The sequence below is a fragment of the Bacillus sp. SIMBA_026 genome, assembly GCF_046535335.1.
Lineage (GTDB): Bacteria > Bacillota > Bacilli > Bacillales > Bacillaceae > Bacillus > Bacillus velezensis.
On record NZ_JAWRWX010000003.1, the window covers coordinates 218,994 to 235,172 of the forward strand.

At 49.3% G+C, this 16,179-nt stretch carries 16 protein-coding genes; 8 read left to right on the top strand and 8 right to left on the bottom strand.

Annotation, left to right across the window (positions count from 1 at the left end):
• Position 1 precedes the first annotated feature (1 nt).
• The gene (locus SB847_RS17215; RefSeq protein WP_003156329.1) at positions 2 to 946 is read left to right on the top strand and encodes a siderophore ABC transporter substrate-binding protein; all 945 of its coding nucleotides are present in this window, start codon (positions 2 to 4) and stop codon (positions 944 to 946) included.
• A gap of 41 nt (positions 947 to 987) precedes the next feature.
• Here the strand turns inward: SB847_RS17215 and SB847_RS17220 are convergent, their stop codons facing one another.
• From SB847_RS17220 to SB847_RS17235, 4 genes are all read right to left on the bottom strand, one after another.
• Positions 988 to 2,412 carry an MDR family MFS transporter gene (locus SB847_RS17220; protein ID WP_007609408.1) on the bottom strand — a complete coding sequence of 475 codons (1,425 nt, stop codon included), beginning with the start codon at positions 2,410 to 2,412 and terminating at the stop codon, positions 988 to 990.
• 17 nt (positions 2,413 to 2,429) lie between these two features.
• Positions 2,430 to 3,305, bottom strand: a complete 876-nt coding sequence (locus SB847_RS17225; RefSeq protein ID WP_012116807.1) for a TetR/AcrR family transcriptional regulator — start codon at positions 3,303 to 3,305, stop codon at positions 2,430 to 2,432.
• Between the two features lie 160 nt (positions 3,306 to 3,465).
• A complete protein-coding gene (gene nfsA / locus SB847_RS17230; RefSeq protein WP_410564634.1) occupies positions 3,466 to 4,212 on the bottom strand; it encodes an oxygen-insensitive NADPH nitroreductase in 747 nt (248 codons plus the stop codon).
• A gap of 16 nt (positions 4,213 to 4,228) precedes the next feature.
• On the bottom strand, positions 4,229 to 4,516 hold the full coding sequence (locus tag SB847_RS17235) for a putative quinol monooxygenase (protein WP_032872892.1): 288 nt from the start codon (positions 4,514 to 4,516) through the stop codon (positions 4,229 to 4,231).
• A 141-nt stretch (positions 4,517 to 4,657) separates the two neighbouring features.
• Here SB847_RS17235 and SB847_RS17240 point away from each other — a divergent pair, with 141 nt between their 5' ends.
• Positions 4,658 to 4,972 (top strand): ArsR/SmtB family transcription factor, encoded by a 315-nt coding sequence (locus SB847_RS17240; protein WP_012116810.1) that lies wholly within the window; start codon positions 4,658 to 4,660, stop codon positions 4,970 to 4,972.
• A gap of 27 nt (positions 4,973 to 4,999) precedes the next feature.
• Here the strand turns inward: SB847_RS17240 and gabR are convergent, their stop codons facing one another.
• Positions 5,000 to 6,409, bottom strand: coding sequence for a MocR-like transcriptional regulator GabR (gabR, locus tag SB847_RS17245; protein WP_130571613.1), 1,410 nt, complete (start codon positions 6,407 to 6,409; stop codon positions 5,000 to 5,002).
• 107 nt (positions 6,410 to 6,516) lie between these two features.
• Here gabR and gabT point away from each other — a divergent pair, with 107 nt between their 5' ends.
• The 4 genes from gabT to gdh all read left to right on the top strand — a co-directional run bounded on the left by gabT (position 6,517) and on the right by gdh (position 11,142).
• The gene (gabT, locus tag SB847_RS17250) at positions 6,517 to 7,824 is read left to right on the top strand and encodes a 4-aminobutyrate--2-oxoglutarate transaminase (RefSeq protein WP_349553297.1); all 1,308 of its coding nucleotides are present in this window, start codon (positions 6,517 to 6,519) and stop codon (positions 7,822 to 7,824) included.
• A gap of 105 nt (positions 7,825 to 7,929) precedes the next feature.
• Positions 7,930 to 9,318, top strand: coding sequence for a succinate-semialdehyde dehydrogenase (gabD, locus tag SB847_RS17255; RefSeq protein ID WP_101669996.1), 1,389 nt, complete (start codon positions 7,930 to 7,932; stop codon positions 9,316 to 9,318).
• A 154-nt stretch (positions 9,319 to 9,472) separates the two neighbouring features.
• Entirely contained in the window at positions 9,473 to 10,336 is an 864-nt protein-coding gene (locus SB847_RS17260) for a RhaT/GlcU family sugar-proton symporter (RefSeq protein ID WP_003156317.1), read from the top strand.
• A 20-nt stretch (positions 10,337 to 10,356) separates the two neighbouring features.
• Positions 10,357 to 11,142 carry a glucose 1-dehydrogenase gene (gene gdh, locus SB847_RS17265; RefSeq protein WP_410564640.1) on the top strand — a complete coding sequence of 262 codons (786 nt, stop codon included), beginning with the start codon at positions 10,357 to 10,359 and terminating at the stop codon, positions 11,140 to 11,142.
• Positions 11,143 to 11,187: 45 nt separating this feature from the next.
• Here gdh and SB847_RS17270 read toward each other — a convergent pair whose 3' ends face one another.
• From SB847_RS17270 to SB847_RS17280, 3 genes are read right to left on the bottom strand one after another with little or no spacing between them, the layout of a single operon-like run.
• Complete coding sequence (locus SB847_RS17270) at positions 11,188 to 11,799, bottom strand: YcnI family copper-binding membrane protein (RefSeq protein ID WP_007410287.1); 612 nt, start codon at positions 11,797 to 11,799, stop codon at positions 11,188 to 11,190.
• A 12-nt stretch (positions 11,800 to 11,811) separates the two neighbouring features.
• Positions 11,812 to 13,440 (bottom strand): copper resistance CopC/CopD family protein, encoded by a 1,629-nt coding sequence (locus SB847_RS17275; protein WP_410564643.1) that lies wholly within the window; start codon positions 13,438 to 13,440, stop codon positions 11,812 to 11,814.
• Between the two features lie 32 nt (positions 13,441 to 13,472).
• Positions 13,473 to 14,045 (bottom strand): DeoR family transcriptional regulator, encoded by a 573-nt coding sequence (locus tag SB847_RS17280; protein WP_410578184.1) that lies wholly within the window; start codon positions 14,043 to 14,045, stop codon positions 13,473 to 13,475.
• 176 nt (positions 14,046 to 14,221) lie between these two features.
• Between SB847_RS17280 and SB847_RS17285 the strand changes: the two genes are divergently transcribed.
• Together SB847_RS17285 and SB847_RS17290 are read left to right on the top strand one after the other, a co-directional pair.
• A complete protein-coding gene (locus SB847_RS17285; protein ID WP_003156306.1) occupies positions 14,222 to 14,563 on the top strand; it encodes a hypothetical protein in 342 nt (113 codons plus the stop codon).
• Positions 14,564 to 14,738: 175 nt separating this feature from the next.
• Positions 14,739 to 16,178, top strand: coding sequence for a PTS mannitol transporter subunit IIBC (locus SB847_RS17290; RefSeq protein ID WP_014720723.1), 1,440 nt, complete (start codon positions 14,739 to 14,741; stop codon positions 16,176 to 16,178).
• Position 16,179: the final 1 nt, after the last annotated feature.

Genomic DNA, 16,179 nt, shown 5'->3' on the forward strand with positions numbered 1-16,179 from the left:
CATGAAAAAATTCGCATTGCTATTCATTGCGCTCGTTACGATTTTTGTTGTTTCTGCATGCGGAAACGGGGACAAAACATCAGGCAAATCAAAAGAAACAATCACAATCAAAGATGATCTGAACAAAGAAGGAGTCAAAGTGCCGAAGAATCCGAAAAAAGTCGTCGTATTCAACTTCGGAATGCTGGACACGATGGATGAACTCGGTTTACAGGATCACGTGGCGGGACTTCCGAAACAAAACCTTCCAAAATACTTATCTTCATATAATAGTGATAAATACGCCAATACCGGCGGTTTAAAAGAACCGGATTTTGAAAAAGTCGCGGATATTGATCCGGATTTAATCATTATCGCTCACAGACAATCTGATTCTTATAAAGAGTTCTCAAAAATCGCGCCGACGATTTATCTTGATGATGACTATACAAACTACGTTGACAGATTCAAGCAAAACACCGAAGTGATCGGCAAAATCTTCAACAAAGAAAATGAAGTGAAAGATAAGCTTGCGAAAATTGACAAATCCATTGCCGATCTGAAGAAAAAGACAAGCAGCACGGATAAAAACGGGTTAGTGGTGATGGCGAACGACGGCAAAATCAGCGCGTTCGGATCTAAATCAAGATACGGCTTCATTCATGATGTGTTCGGCGTCAAACCGGCTGACAAAAACATCGAAGCCTCACTGCACGGACAAAGCATTTCCTATGAATATATCGCCAAAACAAACCCTGATTACATGTTTGTCGTTGACCGCGGAACAGCGATCGGCACAAAATCTTCAACAAAACAAGTGGTTGAAAATGATTATGTAAAATCGGTGAAAGCTGTGAAAAACAACCATGTTGTCTACCTTGATTCAGCTACATGGTATTTATCAGGAGGCGGCCTGGAATCCATGGCGCAGATGGTGAAAGAAGTAAAAGACGGAATTGAGAAGTAAAAAAAGAACCCGGTCACATATGTGATCGGGTTCTTTTTGGTTTACCGCGTAACCGCCTGCTGCTGCTCGGGCTGACGCGGTTTTTTCTTTAATGTAAAAGATAAGAGGAAGCCGGCCAGCGCGATGCAGGCGGCTACGACAAATGCCGCATTCATACCGTGCAGGGCGGCGTTTCCCGGAGTTGACGCATTGGCGTGTGCGGCCTGGCTGCTCATCACGGAAACTAAAAGCGCCGTACCGATAGAACCCCCGACTTGGCGGACGGTATTGTTCATGGCTGTGCCGTGCGGAATTAAGTGGCGCGGCAGGGCGTTGATTCCCGCTGTCGTCACCGGCATCATAATCATCGCTGTTCCCAAAAGCCGCGCGGTATAAACGACGACAATCCAAATGAGAGACGTCGAGTCTGTCAGATTCATAAACGGCAGGGACGTGAGCAGGATGATGAAGAATCCGGTCATCGCAAGGCCTTTTCCGCCGATTCTGTCAAACACCCGGCCGATAAACGGAGACATCATTCCCATCACAATCGCGCCCGGCAAAAGCATTAATCCGGTATCAAACGCGGATACGCCCCGGACTTTTTGCGTGTAAAGCGGGAGAATGGTTTCCGTTCCGATCAGCAGCGCGAAGACAAGCGTTCCGAGCAGGGTGGTCAGGCTGAAAATCCCGAAAGAAAACACGCGGAATTCCAGCATCGGTTTTTTGAGCTTCATCTGTCTTGCGATAAAGAAAATCAGCGCGACCGCTCCGACAAGCAGCGAAGTCAGCACTTCAGCACTGGTCCACCCTGATGAACCGGCGCTTGAGAAGCCGTAAAGCAGACCGCCGAATCCGAGGGTCGATAAGATCACGGATAAAATATCAATCTGTGTTTCTCGTAATGTCGTGACGTTTTTCATCAGAATAATCGCTAAAAGCAAATCGATGACCGCGATCGGGAAGATAATATAAAACAAAGACCGCCAAGAGAATGCTTCGACCGCCCATCCGGAAAGCGTCGGGCCGATCGCCGGCGCGAACGAAATAACCAAGCCGACCATACCCATGGCGCGGCCGCGCTTTTCCATCGGGAAAATCGTGAGAAATACCGTCTGCATGAGAGGCAGCATAATCCCGGCGCCGGCCGCCTGAATAATCCGGGCCGTTAAGAGCACCGGAAAATTCGGGGCGAATGCGCCGACAATGGTGCCCGCCGTGAAAATACTCATGGCGGAAATCAAGAGGGTGCGGCTCGTAAATTTCTCTATTAAAAATGCAGTAATCGGAATCAAAATCCCGTTCGTCAGCATAAACGATGTTGTCAGCCATTGTGCTTTGTTGGCGTCTATATTGAAGTCATTCATAATGTGCGGCAGCGCCGTAATAAGCAGTGTCTGGTTCAAAATGGCGACGAACGCTCCCGCCAAAAGAATCCCGACAATGACAGAGCGTTTGTATGGTGCAGTTTCAATACTCTTATTCAAGCTGATTCCTTCTTTCTTTATAGTTTGAGCAATGTTTTAACGGCTGCAAGCGGCTGGTGCAGCGGTCCGGCCTGCTCCAAATAACCGATGAGCGCTTTTATAAGAAAATCCCGCGGCTGTTTGTCCGCTGATTCTTTCTCCAGCATAGCCGCCGCGGAAGCGAGTCCTGCGGCGTCATATTTTTCCTCCGGAAGGGCTGAGACCGCTTCTTTCAGTTCCTTCAGGCTTTCAGCCAGCAATACGTTTTTGTCTTTCGGCTCAAATGAGGAAGCGGAGGCGATATAAAGGTCAATCATCTCCTGAGGCAATGCGGTTTCGGTTGTCCTGTTTTCGACGATAAGATTGAGATGGCGGATGATAAACTCCGTGAGCGGCTCCAGGGCGAGCGGTTCTTTTTCCAGCTTAATCAGCGTGATGCATTCTCTCAGGAGCCCCTGCAGGACGATCACCAGCTCCCATACATAAGGAATAATGTCTTCGCCGTACGTCTGAATCAGTGAATCGCGATGCCAGCAGATAAAGGTGGAGCGGGCTCTGTGGATATGCCGTTTTACCCGCTCATTAATGGAAGAGGGGCTTCCGTACATCAGCATATTAAAAAACTGCTGATTGCGCCTGAAGCCTTCAAGCTCAGCCATCAGTTTTTTGGCAAACCGTTCCTCAGGGGAGAGGCTTGTTTCTTCATTCAATAATGAAGCGGCGGCTACCATCTGTTTCTGGTTAAAATCGAGCAGCTCCAGGAGCAGGTCTTCCTTTGATTCAAACAGCTTATATAAAGACGCTTTGGAGACTTTGCACTCCTCTGCGATCGCCTGCATCGAAACTGACGAAAAGCTTTTCCCGGAAAAAAGCTTCCTTGCCGCCAGCAGAATATCCGTTTTCTTATCATTCATAAGCCCAGATTCCTTCTTTCGTCACAATAGAAAACCCATCGGTTCACAGAAAACCAATGAGTATATGATGAAAATATTAACAAAAATTTTTACATAGTGTCAACGCTTTTGTTTGAGAAATAGAAAAAACCTGCCGGAGTGTTCCGGCAGGCTGATACGTTTATTTATCCGTCTTAAATCCTTGTTTTTCAAGCATTTCACGAATGTGAGGATAATAAACCTGCTTATAGTAGGAAGTGATGCCTTGTGACCAGTTTCTTGTTTCCTGTCCGTCGGTGCGTTTTTTCATGTATTCGGACATCTGCTTGTCATAGGCCTCGATATGGGTTCTTAAATCTTCTTCTTGATACGTTTCATGATGCAGAACGGCTGCTTGCGGCAGACGCGGTTTTTTCGCGGAGCGGTCTGCCGGATGGCCGATGACGAGACCGGAAACCGGGAAAACGTATTTCGGAAGTTTCAGCAATTCAATGAGTTCGTCCGGCTTGCCGCGCACGGCGCCGATCGGCACAGTGCCGAGTCCCATTGATTCAGCCGCAGCCGTTGCCGTACCCAGCGCAATCCCGACATCTACGGCTCCGACTAGAACGGACTCTAAACCGTTCGTGATCTCAAGCTGTGTATCATTATATTCTTCAAGTGCAATTTTGGCGCGGTTAAAATCAGCGCAGAATAAAAGGAAAACCGGCGCTTGGTCAATCCAAGGCTGGCCGCCCGCCAATTCGGATATTTTTTTCTTCCGTTCCTTATCTTTCACCGCAATAACGGTAAATTGCTGACCGTTAATGGAAGTCGGCGCTGCCTGAGCGGCTTGGATGATAAGATCCAGCTGTTCATCTGATACAGGTTCATCTGTGTAGCTGCGGATGGAACGGTGGTCTGTTAATAATTGAAGGACTTCGTTCATGTCATTCATCCTTTCGTTACTCTGACAGTTCTGTGCGGACGACGTCAAGCGGCGCACTCAGCACTTCTTTTGCTTTTGCCACGAATCCTTGGAAATGGTCAGTTGCGTTATGGAATTTCATTGCTTCTTCATCTTTCCATTGTTCAAGCATGACGAATGTATTCTCCTCACCGACTTTTTCGAAAAGATCGTATTGCACATTTCCTTCTTCCGCGCGTGAATGCTGAAGAAGTGATTGCGCTTCTCCTAAAAATTCCTCGCGTTTATCCGCTTTTACTTTCATGTAAGCCTGTAAGACGATCATTGTTATTCCTCCTGATTGGGTTAATTTGTTATAGTTCGAATATTATCGAACTAAATGTAACATGTTTCATTGCGAAAGGTAAAGGAAAAACCCTCACCGCCTAAATTGTCACCCGCCGCTTTTATGTGTTACATTTGACTCATGAACATTCCAAACCATCCTGAAACCGAACGCTTACAGCTGACAAAGGTTCTTCATGCTCTGAGTGATCCGCTCCGCTTAGAGCTGGTCAAACAATTGGCGGAAACAACAGAAAAAACGTGCGGAACCTGCGCTGATGTCCGGGTCGCTAAATCAACGCTGTCCCATCACTTCAAAGTGCTGCGGGAAGCGGGGATCGCCCAAGTGCGCATAGACGGGAAGCACCGTTATTATTCCCTGCGCAAAGATGATTTACAAGCGGCGTTTCCCGGCCTGCTGGAGGCGATTTTGCAGACAGAACCGGACCGCTGGTAAATAAGTCCCCGAATTCCGGGGGTTTTTTTATGCGCCGAAAACTGCCCGGTAAAGCCTGAGGACGCCTTCTTGAATATCGCTCTCCTTCAGACGGGCGAACCCCAGGATAAGCTGCGGTTTGTTTGAATCGCCTCCCGCTTTCAGACGGAACCGGCTCATCGCAAACAGATCGAGCTGTTCTGCATCCGCCCGTGCCAATATCTCTTTTTCTGAACGGGCGCAGTCAAACTCCGTGACAAAATGAAGCCCCGCATTGGCGCCCTTTACACTTATTCTTTCTCCGAATGTTTCTTCCAAAGCCGAAATGAGGCGTTCCCGCATGTTCTTATAATGCTGCTTCATCTTTTTAATATGTTTCTGATATTCACCTGAATCGATAAATTCTTTCAGCGCGAGCTGGGCAAGCGTACTGCACGTATGCAGGTCATACGTTCTCTCTTTGAACGTCCGCAAAAGCCCGGGCGGCAGAACCATATAGCTGATGCGCAGACCTGGGAAAAGGGATTTTGAAAAGGTCCCCATGTAGATGACATTTTGAAACCGATCAAGGCTTTGAAGCGCCGGTATCGTATCGGCGTCATATTTAAATTCACTGTCATAATCATCTTCAATGATGAAGCGGCCGTTCTGTTCGGCGGCCCAGTTTAAAAGCTGAATCCGCCGGGAAGCCGGCATGATCACGCCTGAGGGGAATTGATGGGAAGGCGTGGTGATCAATACAGAGGGCCGGCGCTTTTCGATTTCGGCCATGGACATGCCTTTCTCATCAAGGCCGATCGTTGCTGTCTTTTTCCCGAGGTTTTGCAGCAGCCGGTACATCCTCATATATCCCGGGTTCTCCATGGCGTAGAGCGCGTCTTTTGGCAGCAGTTCCGTCAGCAGCTGCACCAGCATTTGCGTGCCCGCTCCGAGCACGATTTGTTCCGGGCGGCATGTAACGCCCCTTGTCAGGGAAATAAGGCGCGAAATTGTTTCACGGACTTCATATAAACCTTGCGGATGGACGAGTTCTCCGAGTGTATGAAATGAACGGGCGGCTGCTTTATGCTCACAGCGGAACCAGCTTTTCAGGGGGAAATGCGCCGTATCCACGCTCATATGAGAAAACGAAATCCAGCCGCTCTTATCCGGCTCCCGCTCTTTCAAATCATCAGGCAATAGGAGCGAAGGCGCCTCTTCATGATAAACCGTATCAATTTCCTCCACGAAAAAACCTTTTCTTTCGACCGCATATAAATAACCTTCCGAAAGCAGCTGCTGATAAGCTGAATTCACTGAATTCACGCTGACCTTCAGCGTCTCGGCAAGCTCCCGTTTAGACGGCACTTTTGTGTGAGGCATCAGGCTGCGCTTCAAAACGGCCGCTTTTATGTGCTGATAGATCTGCTGATAGATATAATCGGCCGTTTCCGAATGATCAATGGAAATCGTCAGCATCCAGACCCTGCTCCTTTCTGATACCATGGATAAATTGATTTTGGTACTTTTCATCATACCAAAAAGAAGTCAGAATGATAAGAAAACAATGCAGGGGGATGGAATCTATGAGTCGAACAGCATCATCGGAAGTGACAACTGCCCAGTGGCAGCAAAAACGGGATCAATTCGTTTCCAAGGGGGTCGGCAATGGAAACCGCGGCATGGCGGTAAAAGGGGAAGGGGCGCTTTTGTACGATTTGGATGGCAGACGATTCATTGATTTTGCCGGAGCGATCGGGACGCTGAATGTCGGCCATTCCCATCCGAAAGTGGTGGAGGCCGTGAAGAAACAGGCGGAGGATCTGATTCACCCGGGTTTTAACGTTATGATGTATCCGTCTTATATTGAGCTGGCCGAAAAACTTTGCGCCCTTGCGCCGGGAGATCATGCGAAAAAAGCGATTTTTCTCAATTCGGGGGCGGAAGCGGTGGAAAACGCCGTGAAAATCGCCAGAAAATATACGAAGCGCCAGGCTGTCGTGTCATTTACAAGAGGGTTCCACGGCCGCACGAACATGACGATGAGCATGACGAGCAAGGTGAAGCCTTATAAATTCGGTTTCGGCCCATTTGCCTCAGAGGTGTATCAGGCGCCGTTTCCTTACTATTATCAAAAGCCGGCCGGCATGAGCGACGAGCAGTATGACGACTTTATCATCAGCGCTTTTGAGGATTTCTTTATCGCTGCAGTTGCACCGGAAACCGTCGCCTGTGTCGTAATGGAGCCGGTTCAGGGAGAAGGCGGCTTCATCATTCCGTCAAAACGTTTCGTCCAGCACGTCGCCGCTTTTTGTAAAAAACACGGCATTGTTTTTGTAGCGGATGAGATTCAGACCGGTTTTGCCAGAACGGGAACGTATTTTGCGATTGAACATTTCGGAGCCGTTCCGGATTTGATCACCGTATCCAAATCACTTGCGGCCGGATTGCCGCTGAGCGGCGTCATCGGCCGGGCGGAAATGCTTGATGCCGCCGCGCCGGGGGAACTTGGAGGCACATATGCGGGAAGCCCGCTCGGCTGTGCGGCTGCGCTTGCGGTCTTGGATATTATTGAAGAAGAAGGGCTGAATCAGCGTTCCGAGGAGATCGGCCGGATCATCGAGCATCAAGCGCTCGAGTGGAAAAAAGAGCATGCCTGCATCGGAGAAGTGCGCAGACTCGGCGCGATGGCGGCCATCGAAATTGTCAAAGATCCGGACACGCGGGAACCGGACAAAGCAAAAGCCGCGGCGATCGCTAAAACGGCGAACGAGAACGGACTGCTGCTGCTGACGGCCGGCATAAACGGCAACATTATCAGATTCCTGACGCCGCTTGTCGTGACGGATGAGCAGCTCAGAGAAGGCCTTTCTATTATCGAAGCAGCTCTGTGAGTTCAATTATTGGAATGCCGGCGGATGTGTCTGCTATCATGAAAGTATGAGATACATCAACAAGCATTCAATGGCTTTACTATAGCAGAGAAAGGAATGTTCAATATGCCAGAACAATTAACAGTGTACAATCCGGCAACGGGAGAGGCGATCGAAAGCATCCCTCAGCAGACGGCCGAAGATGTTGAAAAAGCGATTGAACGTTCACATCAAGCGTTTCAATCATGGTCCAAAACATCAGCGGGAGAACGTGCCTCACTTTTGAGAAAATGGTATGAGCTGATTGTTGAACATAAAGAAGAACTTGCGGAATTAATTACGAAAGAAAACGGCAAACCGTACGAAGAAGCGGTCGGAGAAGTTTTATACGGCGCCGGCTATATTGAATGGTTCGCCGAAGAAGCAAAACGGATTTACGGCAGAACCGTACCTGCGCCGACAACGGGCAAACGGATTGTCGTCACCCGTCAGGCGGTCGGCCCGGTAGCCGCGATCACGCCGTGGAATTTCCCGAATGCGATGATTACAAGAAAAGCCGCGCCCGCTTTGGCAGCAGGCTGTACGTTCATCATCAAACCGGCGGAGGATACGCCGCTTTCCGCTTACGCCCTTGCGCGTCTCGCATATGAAGCGGGAATTCCGAAGGACGTGCTGCAAGTGGTGATCGGTGACGGAGCCGAAATCGGAAACGTCTTTACCAGCAGCCCGAAAATCCGTAAAATTACCTTTACTGGCTCAACGCCTGTCGGCAAAATCCTGATGAAAAACAGCGCCGACACCGTAAAACATATGTCAATGGAGCTTGGCGGACATGCGCCGCTGATCGTGGATGAAGACGCTGATCTTGATCTGGCGGTAGCCCAAACAATGGCCTCTAAATTCAGAAACGCCGGCCAAACCTGCGTCTGTGCGAACCGGCTGATCGTACACGAATCCGTAAAAGACGAGTTTGCGAAAAAACTGAGTGAAGAAGCTGCGAAACTCAAAGTCGGAAACGGTCTTGAAAAAGGCGTAAACGTCGGCCCTGTCATCAACAAAAAAGGCTTCGATAAAATCGTCGGCCAAATTAATGACGCCGTGGAAAAAGGCGCAAAAGTGCTCACGGGCGGAACGTATGACCAAAACGATGAAAAAGGATGCTATTTCGTGACGCCGACCGTGCTTTCAAATGTAGATACATCCATGAACATCATGCATGAAGAAACATTCGGCCCGGTTGCGCCGATCGTTACGTTCTCAGATATTGATGAAGCGATCAAGCTTGCGAACGATACGCCGTTCGGGCTTGCGGCTTATTTCTTCACAGAAAACTACCGCCGCGGCATCTATATTTCTGAACAGCTTGAATACGGCATCATCGGCTGGAATGACGGCGGTCCGTCCGCGGTTCAAGCGCCGTTCGGAGGAATGAAAGAAAGCGGCATCGGCCGTGAAGGCGGTACGGAAGGCATTGAACCGTACCTGGAAACCAAATACATGTCTATCGGACTTTAATGAGCCGAAAAGAAAGCCCCGCTACTAAGCGGGGCTGTTTTTATTGAGCGGTCTGCCGGTGAATATCGCCGGCAGGCTTTTTTGATCTTGCGGGAATAATCGGTTCGATTCCAGACAAAATAACAGCAAATACGATTGAAAGAAGGTCGCCATCATGGATATATTACTGGCTCTTCTCCCGGCTTTATTTTGGGGGAGCATCGTGTTATTTAACGTCAAATTAGGCGGCGGGCCTTACAGCCAGACGCTGGGAACGACAATCGGGGCGCTCATCGTTTCGTTTGTGCTGTATCTGTTTGTCCACCCGGTGCTGTCTGGGCGCATTTTTATTGTCGGCATCATCTCGGGGCTGTTTTGGTCGCTCGGCCAAAGCAATCAGCTTAAAAGCATACAGCTGATGGGCGTTTCAAAAACGATGCCGATATCAACGGGAATGCAGCTCGTCTCGACTTCTTTGTTCGGTGTGATCGTATTCAAAGAATGGTCAACCCCGATCGCGATTACGCTGGGTATTCTCGCCCTTATTTTTATCATCATCGGGATTGTGCTCACATCTTTAGAAGATAAAAAGGGGCGGGCGGACGGAGAACCGGGAAACTTAAAAAAAGGCATTGTCATCCTGCTGATCTCCACGCTCGGTTATTTGGTCTATGTCGTTGTGGCCCGGCTGTTCGGCGTATCCGGATGGTCAGCGCTACTGCCGCAGGCGATCGGGATGGTCATCGGCGGACTGCTCCTGACGTACAAGCATAAACCGTTTAATAAGTACGCCCTCAAGAACATTCTGCCGGGAATCATCTGGGCGCTCGGGAATATGTTTCTGTTCATCTCACAGCCGCGCGTCGGAGTTGCGACAAGTTTTTCCCTCTCTCAAATGGGGATCGTCATCAGCACGCTCGGCGGAATCTTCATTCTCCGTGAGAGCAAAACGAAGCGTCAGCTGGTCGCGATTGCCATCGGGATTATCCTGATCATTGTGGCCGCGGTATTCTTAGGCGTTGCGAAATCAAATTCATAACATATGCAGGAGGTTTGAACATGTACACGGATTTAAAGGGAAAAGTCGTTGCCATTACGGGAGCTTCATCAGGATTAGGAAAAGCGATGGCGATCCGCTTCGGACAGGAGCAGGCGAAAGTCGTGGTTAACTACTATAGTAATGAAAAAGACGCCCAAATCGTTAAAGAAGAGATTCAAAAAGCGGGAGGCGAAGCGGTCATCGTTCAAGGAGACGTCACAAAAGAAGAAGATGTCAAAAACATCGTGCAGACCGCGGTGAGGGAATTCGGCACATTGGATGTCATGATCAATAACGCCGGCATGGAAAATCCGGTTCAGTCGCATGAAATGCCGCTTAAAGACTGGAACAAAGTCATCAATACCAATCTGACCGGCGCTTTCTTAGGAAGCCGCGAAGCCATTAAATATTACGTAGAGAATGATATTCAAGGAAACGTCATTAACATGTCAAGCGTACATGAAATGATTCCATGGCCGCTGTTTGTTCACTACGCGGCGAGTAAAGGCGGTATCAAATTGATGACGGAAACGCTGGCGCTTGAGTACGCGCCGAAACGCATCCGTGTTAACAATATCGGACCGGGAGCCATCAATACGCCGATCAACGCGGAAAAATTTGCGGATCCCGTTCAGAGAAAAGATGTGGAAAGCATGATTCCGATGGGATATATCGGTGAGCCGGAAGAAATCGCGGCTGTCGCCGTCTGGCTTGCGTCGAAGGAATCAAGCTACGTGACCGGCATTACGCTGTTTGCTGACGGAGGAATGACCAAATATCCGTCATTCCAGGCAGGCCGCGGATAAGAAAAAAAGCGATCGCAGGCTCTTTAGAGCCGGATCGCTTTTTGCTTACGCGCGTTTTTTCTTTACAAGCGCCGCGATGGAAAGGATAATCGCCGCAGCTGACAGAACGATGGCCGCAATATCAAGCGCTGATACGCCGGATTTGCTTTCTTCGTTTGACTGTTCAGCTCCGTGCGCATCCGTCACGCTGGCTGATTTCGTGATTTTCGTAATCGAGTGGGGCGTGTCGGCTTTCTCATCACCCGTCCATTCTACAATGCTGCCGTCTTTGTAATATTGGTAAGCGTCCCAAGCGGCATCTCCGCTCTTTTCAGGATTTTTCGCAACGAACGTGAACTGCTGGAATTGGCCGGGCTGAATGCCGCCGTCCTTTGCTTCCCAAGTGACGGAGACCGCTTTGTCATCATGTTTGGATACGGATGTTTTCCAGCCCGGAATCGGCTGATATTGCTGAAATTCAACGCCGGCGGGCATTTTCAGCACGACTTTCGTTGTCGGCTCATTCTTTTCCACAGGCACTTTCATCGTGTACGTTTCCCAAGAACCGGCCGCGGATTCCGCGGGTTTGACTGAGACGTGGGCGCTTGCTGTCGCCGTAAAACCGACGAGTGACAGGGTCACGGCGGATATGAATAATAAAGCCTTTTTTTTCAACATGAGATACACTCCTTAGTTTGTCGTTGAGAATATTTGGTTGATTTCATTAAAATCGTTTGTCAGCCCGTGGACTTTGATCTTCCAGTTTCCCTTTTCGGTGATGGACAGGTTGGCGGCTTCAAATGTGCCTTCCTTCGTCTTCTTCAAATCAAAGGTGCTTTCATGCTGTTTGCCGCTGAAGCCCGTCTGGTAAACAGTGACCGTAAATTGCTGAATGTCTTTTACCAAGCTGCCGTTGTGATCGGTGACAATGACTTGAAATTCATTTTTACCCGGCTGGTTCGGCGTAATGTGCAAGGACAGGGTTTCCCCGTTTCCGATCGTTTCTGAGCCGTTAAAAGGCAATGGCGCAGGCGGCGGCGGACTGGGCAGGCTTGTGAAGACGGCGGTTGTAAATAACACCGCAATGCCTAGTGCCCATTCGGCCTTTATCGTTGCGCTGATGCTCCTTTTTCTGCTGAACTTCGTCATCCATACGTGAACGGCGCCGAGCACAAGCATGATGACAAACAGTCCGATTTTCAAAAGGAGCGTCTTACCGTAAGCGGTGTGAAAGAGTGAATCAAACGTGCGGATAATGAAAAATCCGTTCAGCACGCCTGAAAATAACAGCACACCGACAGAGGCGAACGCCCAAGGAGAAAACCGTCTGACCGTTTCCCAAGCAATGGTTTTATCGGGTTTTCTCCACTCTGATGAAAGAAGCAGCACAAGCGCGGCGATACCGCCCATCCATACAGACGCGGCCGATAAATGGAGAAAGTCCATCGCGATGCCGACCGCTTTTTCGTCGATAACCGCCGCATGCCCGGCGAATGCTTTTGCCAAAAGCGAAGCGAAGAAGAATAACAGCGGCGCCGTCCAGTACGCAAATGACCGGAATGCTTTCTTCTTCAACAGCGGGATCATGGACAGGGCGAGCAGGATAAATAAGCTGATCTGGATCATCCAGACGTACCCGCCTGCTGTTTTCAGAAGCGTTTCTTTTACATAGTCCGGCTGAAACGCGGCGCTCCAAGCGCCGCCCGCGTTTTCTTTCGTCTGGATCGGGAGCTGGCAGATAAGCGCGAGCCCCGTTAAACATAAAGAAATCACGAGCAGCTTTACAGTTCGTTTTGCTTTTGATGAATCTTTATTATTTCTGTACCAAAACAGATGGAAAAAAGCCGTGCCGATAAACAGGGAGAGAGCGGTGTACAAAATACCGCGGTCGATGGCCGCTTCGGGATGAAGCGCCGCTTGCGATGATGTCTGCTCCTGAAGTTCTCCGCCGGCTTTTCCGATACTGAAAGGGATGACGCCGGATACCGGATGTCCGTCGGCCGATACCGCGTTCCACTCCGCTCTGTAAATATCATGCGGCAGCTTTTTTTTCAATGCCGCGGTCATGATGCGGGCATTATTTTTTTGAATCACCGTTTTGCCCGCATCAACCCGTTCGCCGGATGAATTATAGACCTTAATGGAGTGGAAGCCTTCTTCAATCTGTTCATTAAACTCAATTTCAATCTGCTTCGGCGCTTGTTTTAATTCGCTGTTCTCACCCGGATTTGAGTTTGTGATGTAGGCGTGGGCGAAGCTTGTTTTCGGAATCAAAACAAGGAACAGCAAAAAGATGAGCCAGCGTTTGTTCTGTCTCATGGATGATGACACCGCCTTCCGGTTGGTTGTTGTTATGTCTTGCTGCAGGTGCATCCCTTCTGCCTGTCGTGTAAGATGATGTCCGCCGCCTCGTCAAAGGTGCAAATGACCCCGCCGAATCCTTTTTGAAACCGTTCTGCGTAATCAAGCGTTGAGAAGGGAATCGCCTGAGGCCGGCAGCAGTGAAGGTCAATATCGGCATGGACTAAAAAGTATGCGGAAGCGGCCGTCAGCGTCGTCTGGAGGAGAAAATCTTTACAAATGACATGGGACACTTCTTCCTTTTTATCCTCATACCGCAAAATCGCGCAATGAATGCAGCACATCTGCTCAACGGCTTGTGAAACGGTAATAAGCTGAACAGAATACGAATGCTGAATCGGCCGCAGGCAATAGCCGCATTGATTGGCGCTTCCTTCTGAAGCGGTAGGGAGCGTAATGCCGCCGGGTGTCCGGATAATCCGGTTTGCATCCGCCAGCTGATTGACGTCTCTGTACACGGTCATCTCGGAGACGCCGAATCTCTCGCTTAAGTCAGAAATTTTCAGCGCGCCCTCTTCTTTCAGCCATTCAAGCAAGGTTTGCTGTCTGTGAATCGGAAGCAATTCTGCATCCTCCTTTTTATGCGAATGAGTGATGAACCTCCCTCTAAGAGTAGATGTTTTCACAAATGCACACAAGAGTCTGATGATAAAATATGTGAAAAAATGTTGAACAATCACAAATGTAAAAGACGTAGTCAGACTCTGTTATAATAGAAGAGTTGAATGGAGGAATAAACATGAAAGAAACGACCTGCCCGAACTGCGGCAAGCCGATTACAGGCGACATGGTCAGATCATCCATGATCCCATGCCAGTTTCAGTGCGGGCATTGCCATGTGAAATTGCGTGAATATAAAGTATCCGCTCCGATTATGGCTGCGGCCATTGCGATCACGGTGCTTTTGATTTATCTTGTGCAGATGGCCAGAACCGCCGTCATGCCGATGTTTCCGGCAGCGCGGTATGTACCGGCCGCCATTTTCGCGCTCGTATGTGCGTATCCGGTGTTTATTGTCAGTGAGCGGCTCATTGCCAAACTCGTCGTCACTAAAGGACACATTATATACAGAAAGCGGTAAGACACCTTTGATGAGGTGTCTTTTTTTTGTTAAGGAGTTGTCACAGTCTCTGTGCCAAACTCCTCTTTACTTTTCATTGAATGGGGATTGTAAGCGTTTTATAATGAAGACACAGGGGAGAGAGAAACCCCGTGTCTTATTTATTTTCATCTGAAGGCAAGCAAACAGGGAGGGAATGAACATGCAGCAAGAACAGCAAGCTGGCATGAAAGTGAAGATACAGCGGTTCGGCAGTTATTTAAGCGGTATGATCATGCCGAATATCGGTGCATTTATCGCATGGGGAATTATCACCGCGCTGTTTATTCCAGCGGGATGGTTTCCGAATCCGCAGCTGAATACATTGGTAAGCCCGATGATTACGTATCTACTGCCGCTTTTAATCGCATATACGGGCGGAAAAATGATTTACGATCACCGCGGGGGAGTCGTCGGAGCGACGGCCGCCATCGGAGTCATTGTCGGAGCGGACATTCCGATGTTCTTAGGGGCAATGATTATGGGGCCTTTGGGCGGTTATCTCATTAAACAATTAGACCGTGTGTTTAAAGATAAAGTCAGACAGGGTTTTGAAATGCTGATCAACAACTTCACGGCGGGAATTATCGGAGCTGTGCTGACGATTATCGCATTTTATGCGATCGGCCCAGTTGTCCTGTCTCTTAACAAATTGCTGGCGGCAGGTGTGGAAGTCATTGTCCACGCGAATTTGCTGCCGATTGCAAGCGTTTTCGTAGAGCCGGCGAAAGTCCTGTTCCTGAATAACGCGATCAACCACGGCATTTTAAGTCCGATCGGAATCGAGCAGGCCGCCAAAGCGGGTAAATCCATTCTGTTCTTAGTGGAAGCGAACCCCGGGCCGGGACTCGGTATTTTACTGGCATATATGTTCTTTGGGAAAGGCTCTTCAAGATCGACGGCTCCGGGAGCGGCGATCATTCATTTCTTCGGGGGGATTCATGAAATCTATTTCCCTTACATTTTAATGAAACCGATGCTGATCCTCGCGGCGATCGCCGGGGGAGCGAGCGGACTGCTTACATTCTCGATCTTTAACGCGGGTCTTGTCGCCGCATCATCTCCGGGAAGCATCATCGCCATTTTGGCGCTGACGCCGAAAGGAAGCTATCTCGGCGTGCTGGCGGGCGTCATCGTTGCCGCGGCCGTATCGTTTATCGTCTCGGCGCTTATTCTGAAATCGTCTAAAGCAGGCGAAGAAGATTTGACAGCCGCGGCGGAAAAAATGCAGGAAATGAAAGGCAGGAAAAGCGAAGCGGCGGCCGCATTGGCAGACAAAGAGGAAGAGCCGGAAAACAGCGCCGCTGATATTTCCGCTGACCAAGTCAGCCGCATTATCTTCGCGTGTGACGCGGGTATGGGATCGAGCGCAATGGGCGCCTCCATTTTAAGAAACAAAGTGAAAAAAGCAGACCTGGATATCGATGTGACAAATACGTCGATCAATAATCTGCCGAATGACGCGGATATCGTCATTACGCATAAGGACCTGACTGACCGCGCGAAAGCGAAGCTGCCGCAGGCGGTGCACATTTCGGTTGATAATTTCTTGAACAGCCCGAAATACGATGAACTGATTGAAAAGCTTAAAAACTAAT

Excerpts from the sequence above, each read along its gene's own strand:
- SB847_RS17290 (WP_014720723.1), top strand. The coding sequence starts at position 14,739 with ATGAACATGCAGCAAGAACAGCAAGCTGGCATGAAAGTGAAGATACAG.
- SB847_RS17225 (WP_012116807.1), bottom strand. The coding sequence starts at position 3,305 with ATGAATGATAAGAAAACGGATATTCTGCTGGCGGCAAGGAAGCTTTTT.
- gabD (WP_101669996.1), top strand. The coding sequence starts at position 7,930 with ATGCCAGAACAATTAACAGTGTACAATCCGGCAACGGGAGAGGCGATC.
- gabR (WP_130571613.1), bottom strand. The coding sequence starts at position 6,409 with ATGCTGACGATTTCCATTGATCATTCGGAAACGGCCGATTATATCTAT.
- SB847_RS17215 (WP_003156329.1), top strand. The coding sequence starts at position 2 with ATGAAAAAATTCGCATTGCTATTCATTGCGCTCGTTACGATTTTTGTT.
- SB847_RS17240 (WP_012116810.1), top strand. The coding sequence starts at position 4,658 with ATGAACATTCCAAACCATCCTGAAACCGAACGCTTACAGCTGACAAAG.
- nfsA (WP_410564634.1), bottom strand. The coding sequence starts at position 4,212 with ATGAACGAAGTCCTTCAATTATTAACAGACCACCGTTCCATCCGCAGC.
- SB847_RS17275 (WP_410564643.1), bottom strand. The coding sequence starts at position 13,440 with ATGAGACAGAACAAACGCTGGCTCATCTTTTTGCTGTTCCTTGTTTTG.
- gdh (WP_410564640.1), top strand. The coding sequence starts at position 10,357 with ATGTACACGGATTTAAAGGGAAAAGTCGTTGCCATTACGGGAGCTTCA.
- SB847_RS17285 (WP_003156306.1), top strand. The coding sequence starts at position 14,222 with ATGAAAGAAACGACCTGCCCGAACTGCGGCAAGCCGATTACAGGCGAC.
- SB847_RS17235 (WP_032872892.1), bottom strand. The coding sequence starts at position 4,516 with ATGATCGTCTTACAGGCTTACATGAAAGTAAAAGCGGATAAACGCGAG.
- SB847_RS17270 (WP_007410287.1), bottom strand. The coding sequence starts at position 11,799 with ATGTTGAAAAAAAAGGCTTTATTATTCATATCCGCCGTGACCCTGTCA.
- gabT (WP_349553297.1), top strand. The coding sequence starts at position 6,517 with ATGAGTCGAACAGCATCATCGGAAGTGACAACTGCCCAGTGGCAGCAA.
- SB847_RS17260 (WP_003156317.1), top strand. The coding sequence starts at position 9,473 with ATGGATATATTACTGGCTCTTCTCCCGGCTTTATTTTGGGGGAGCATC.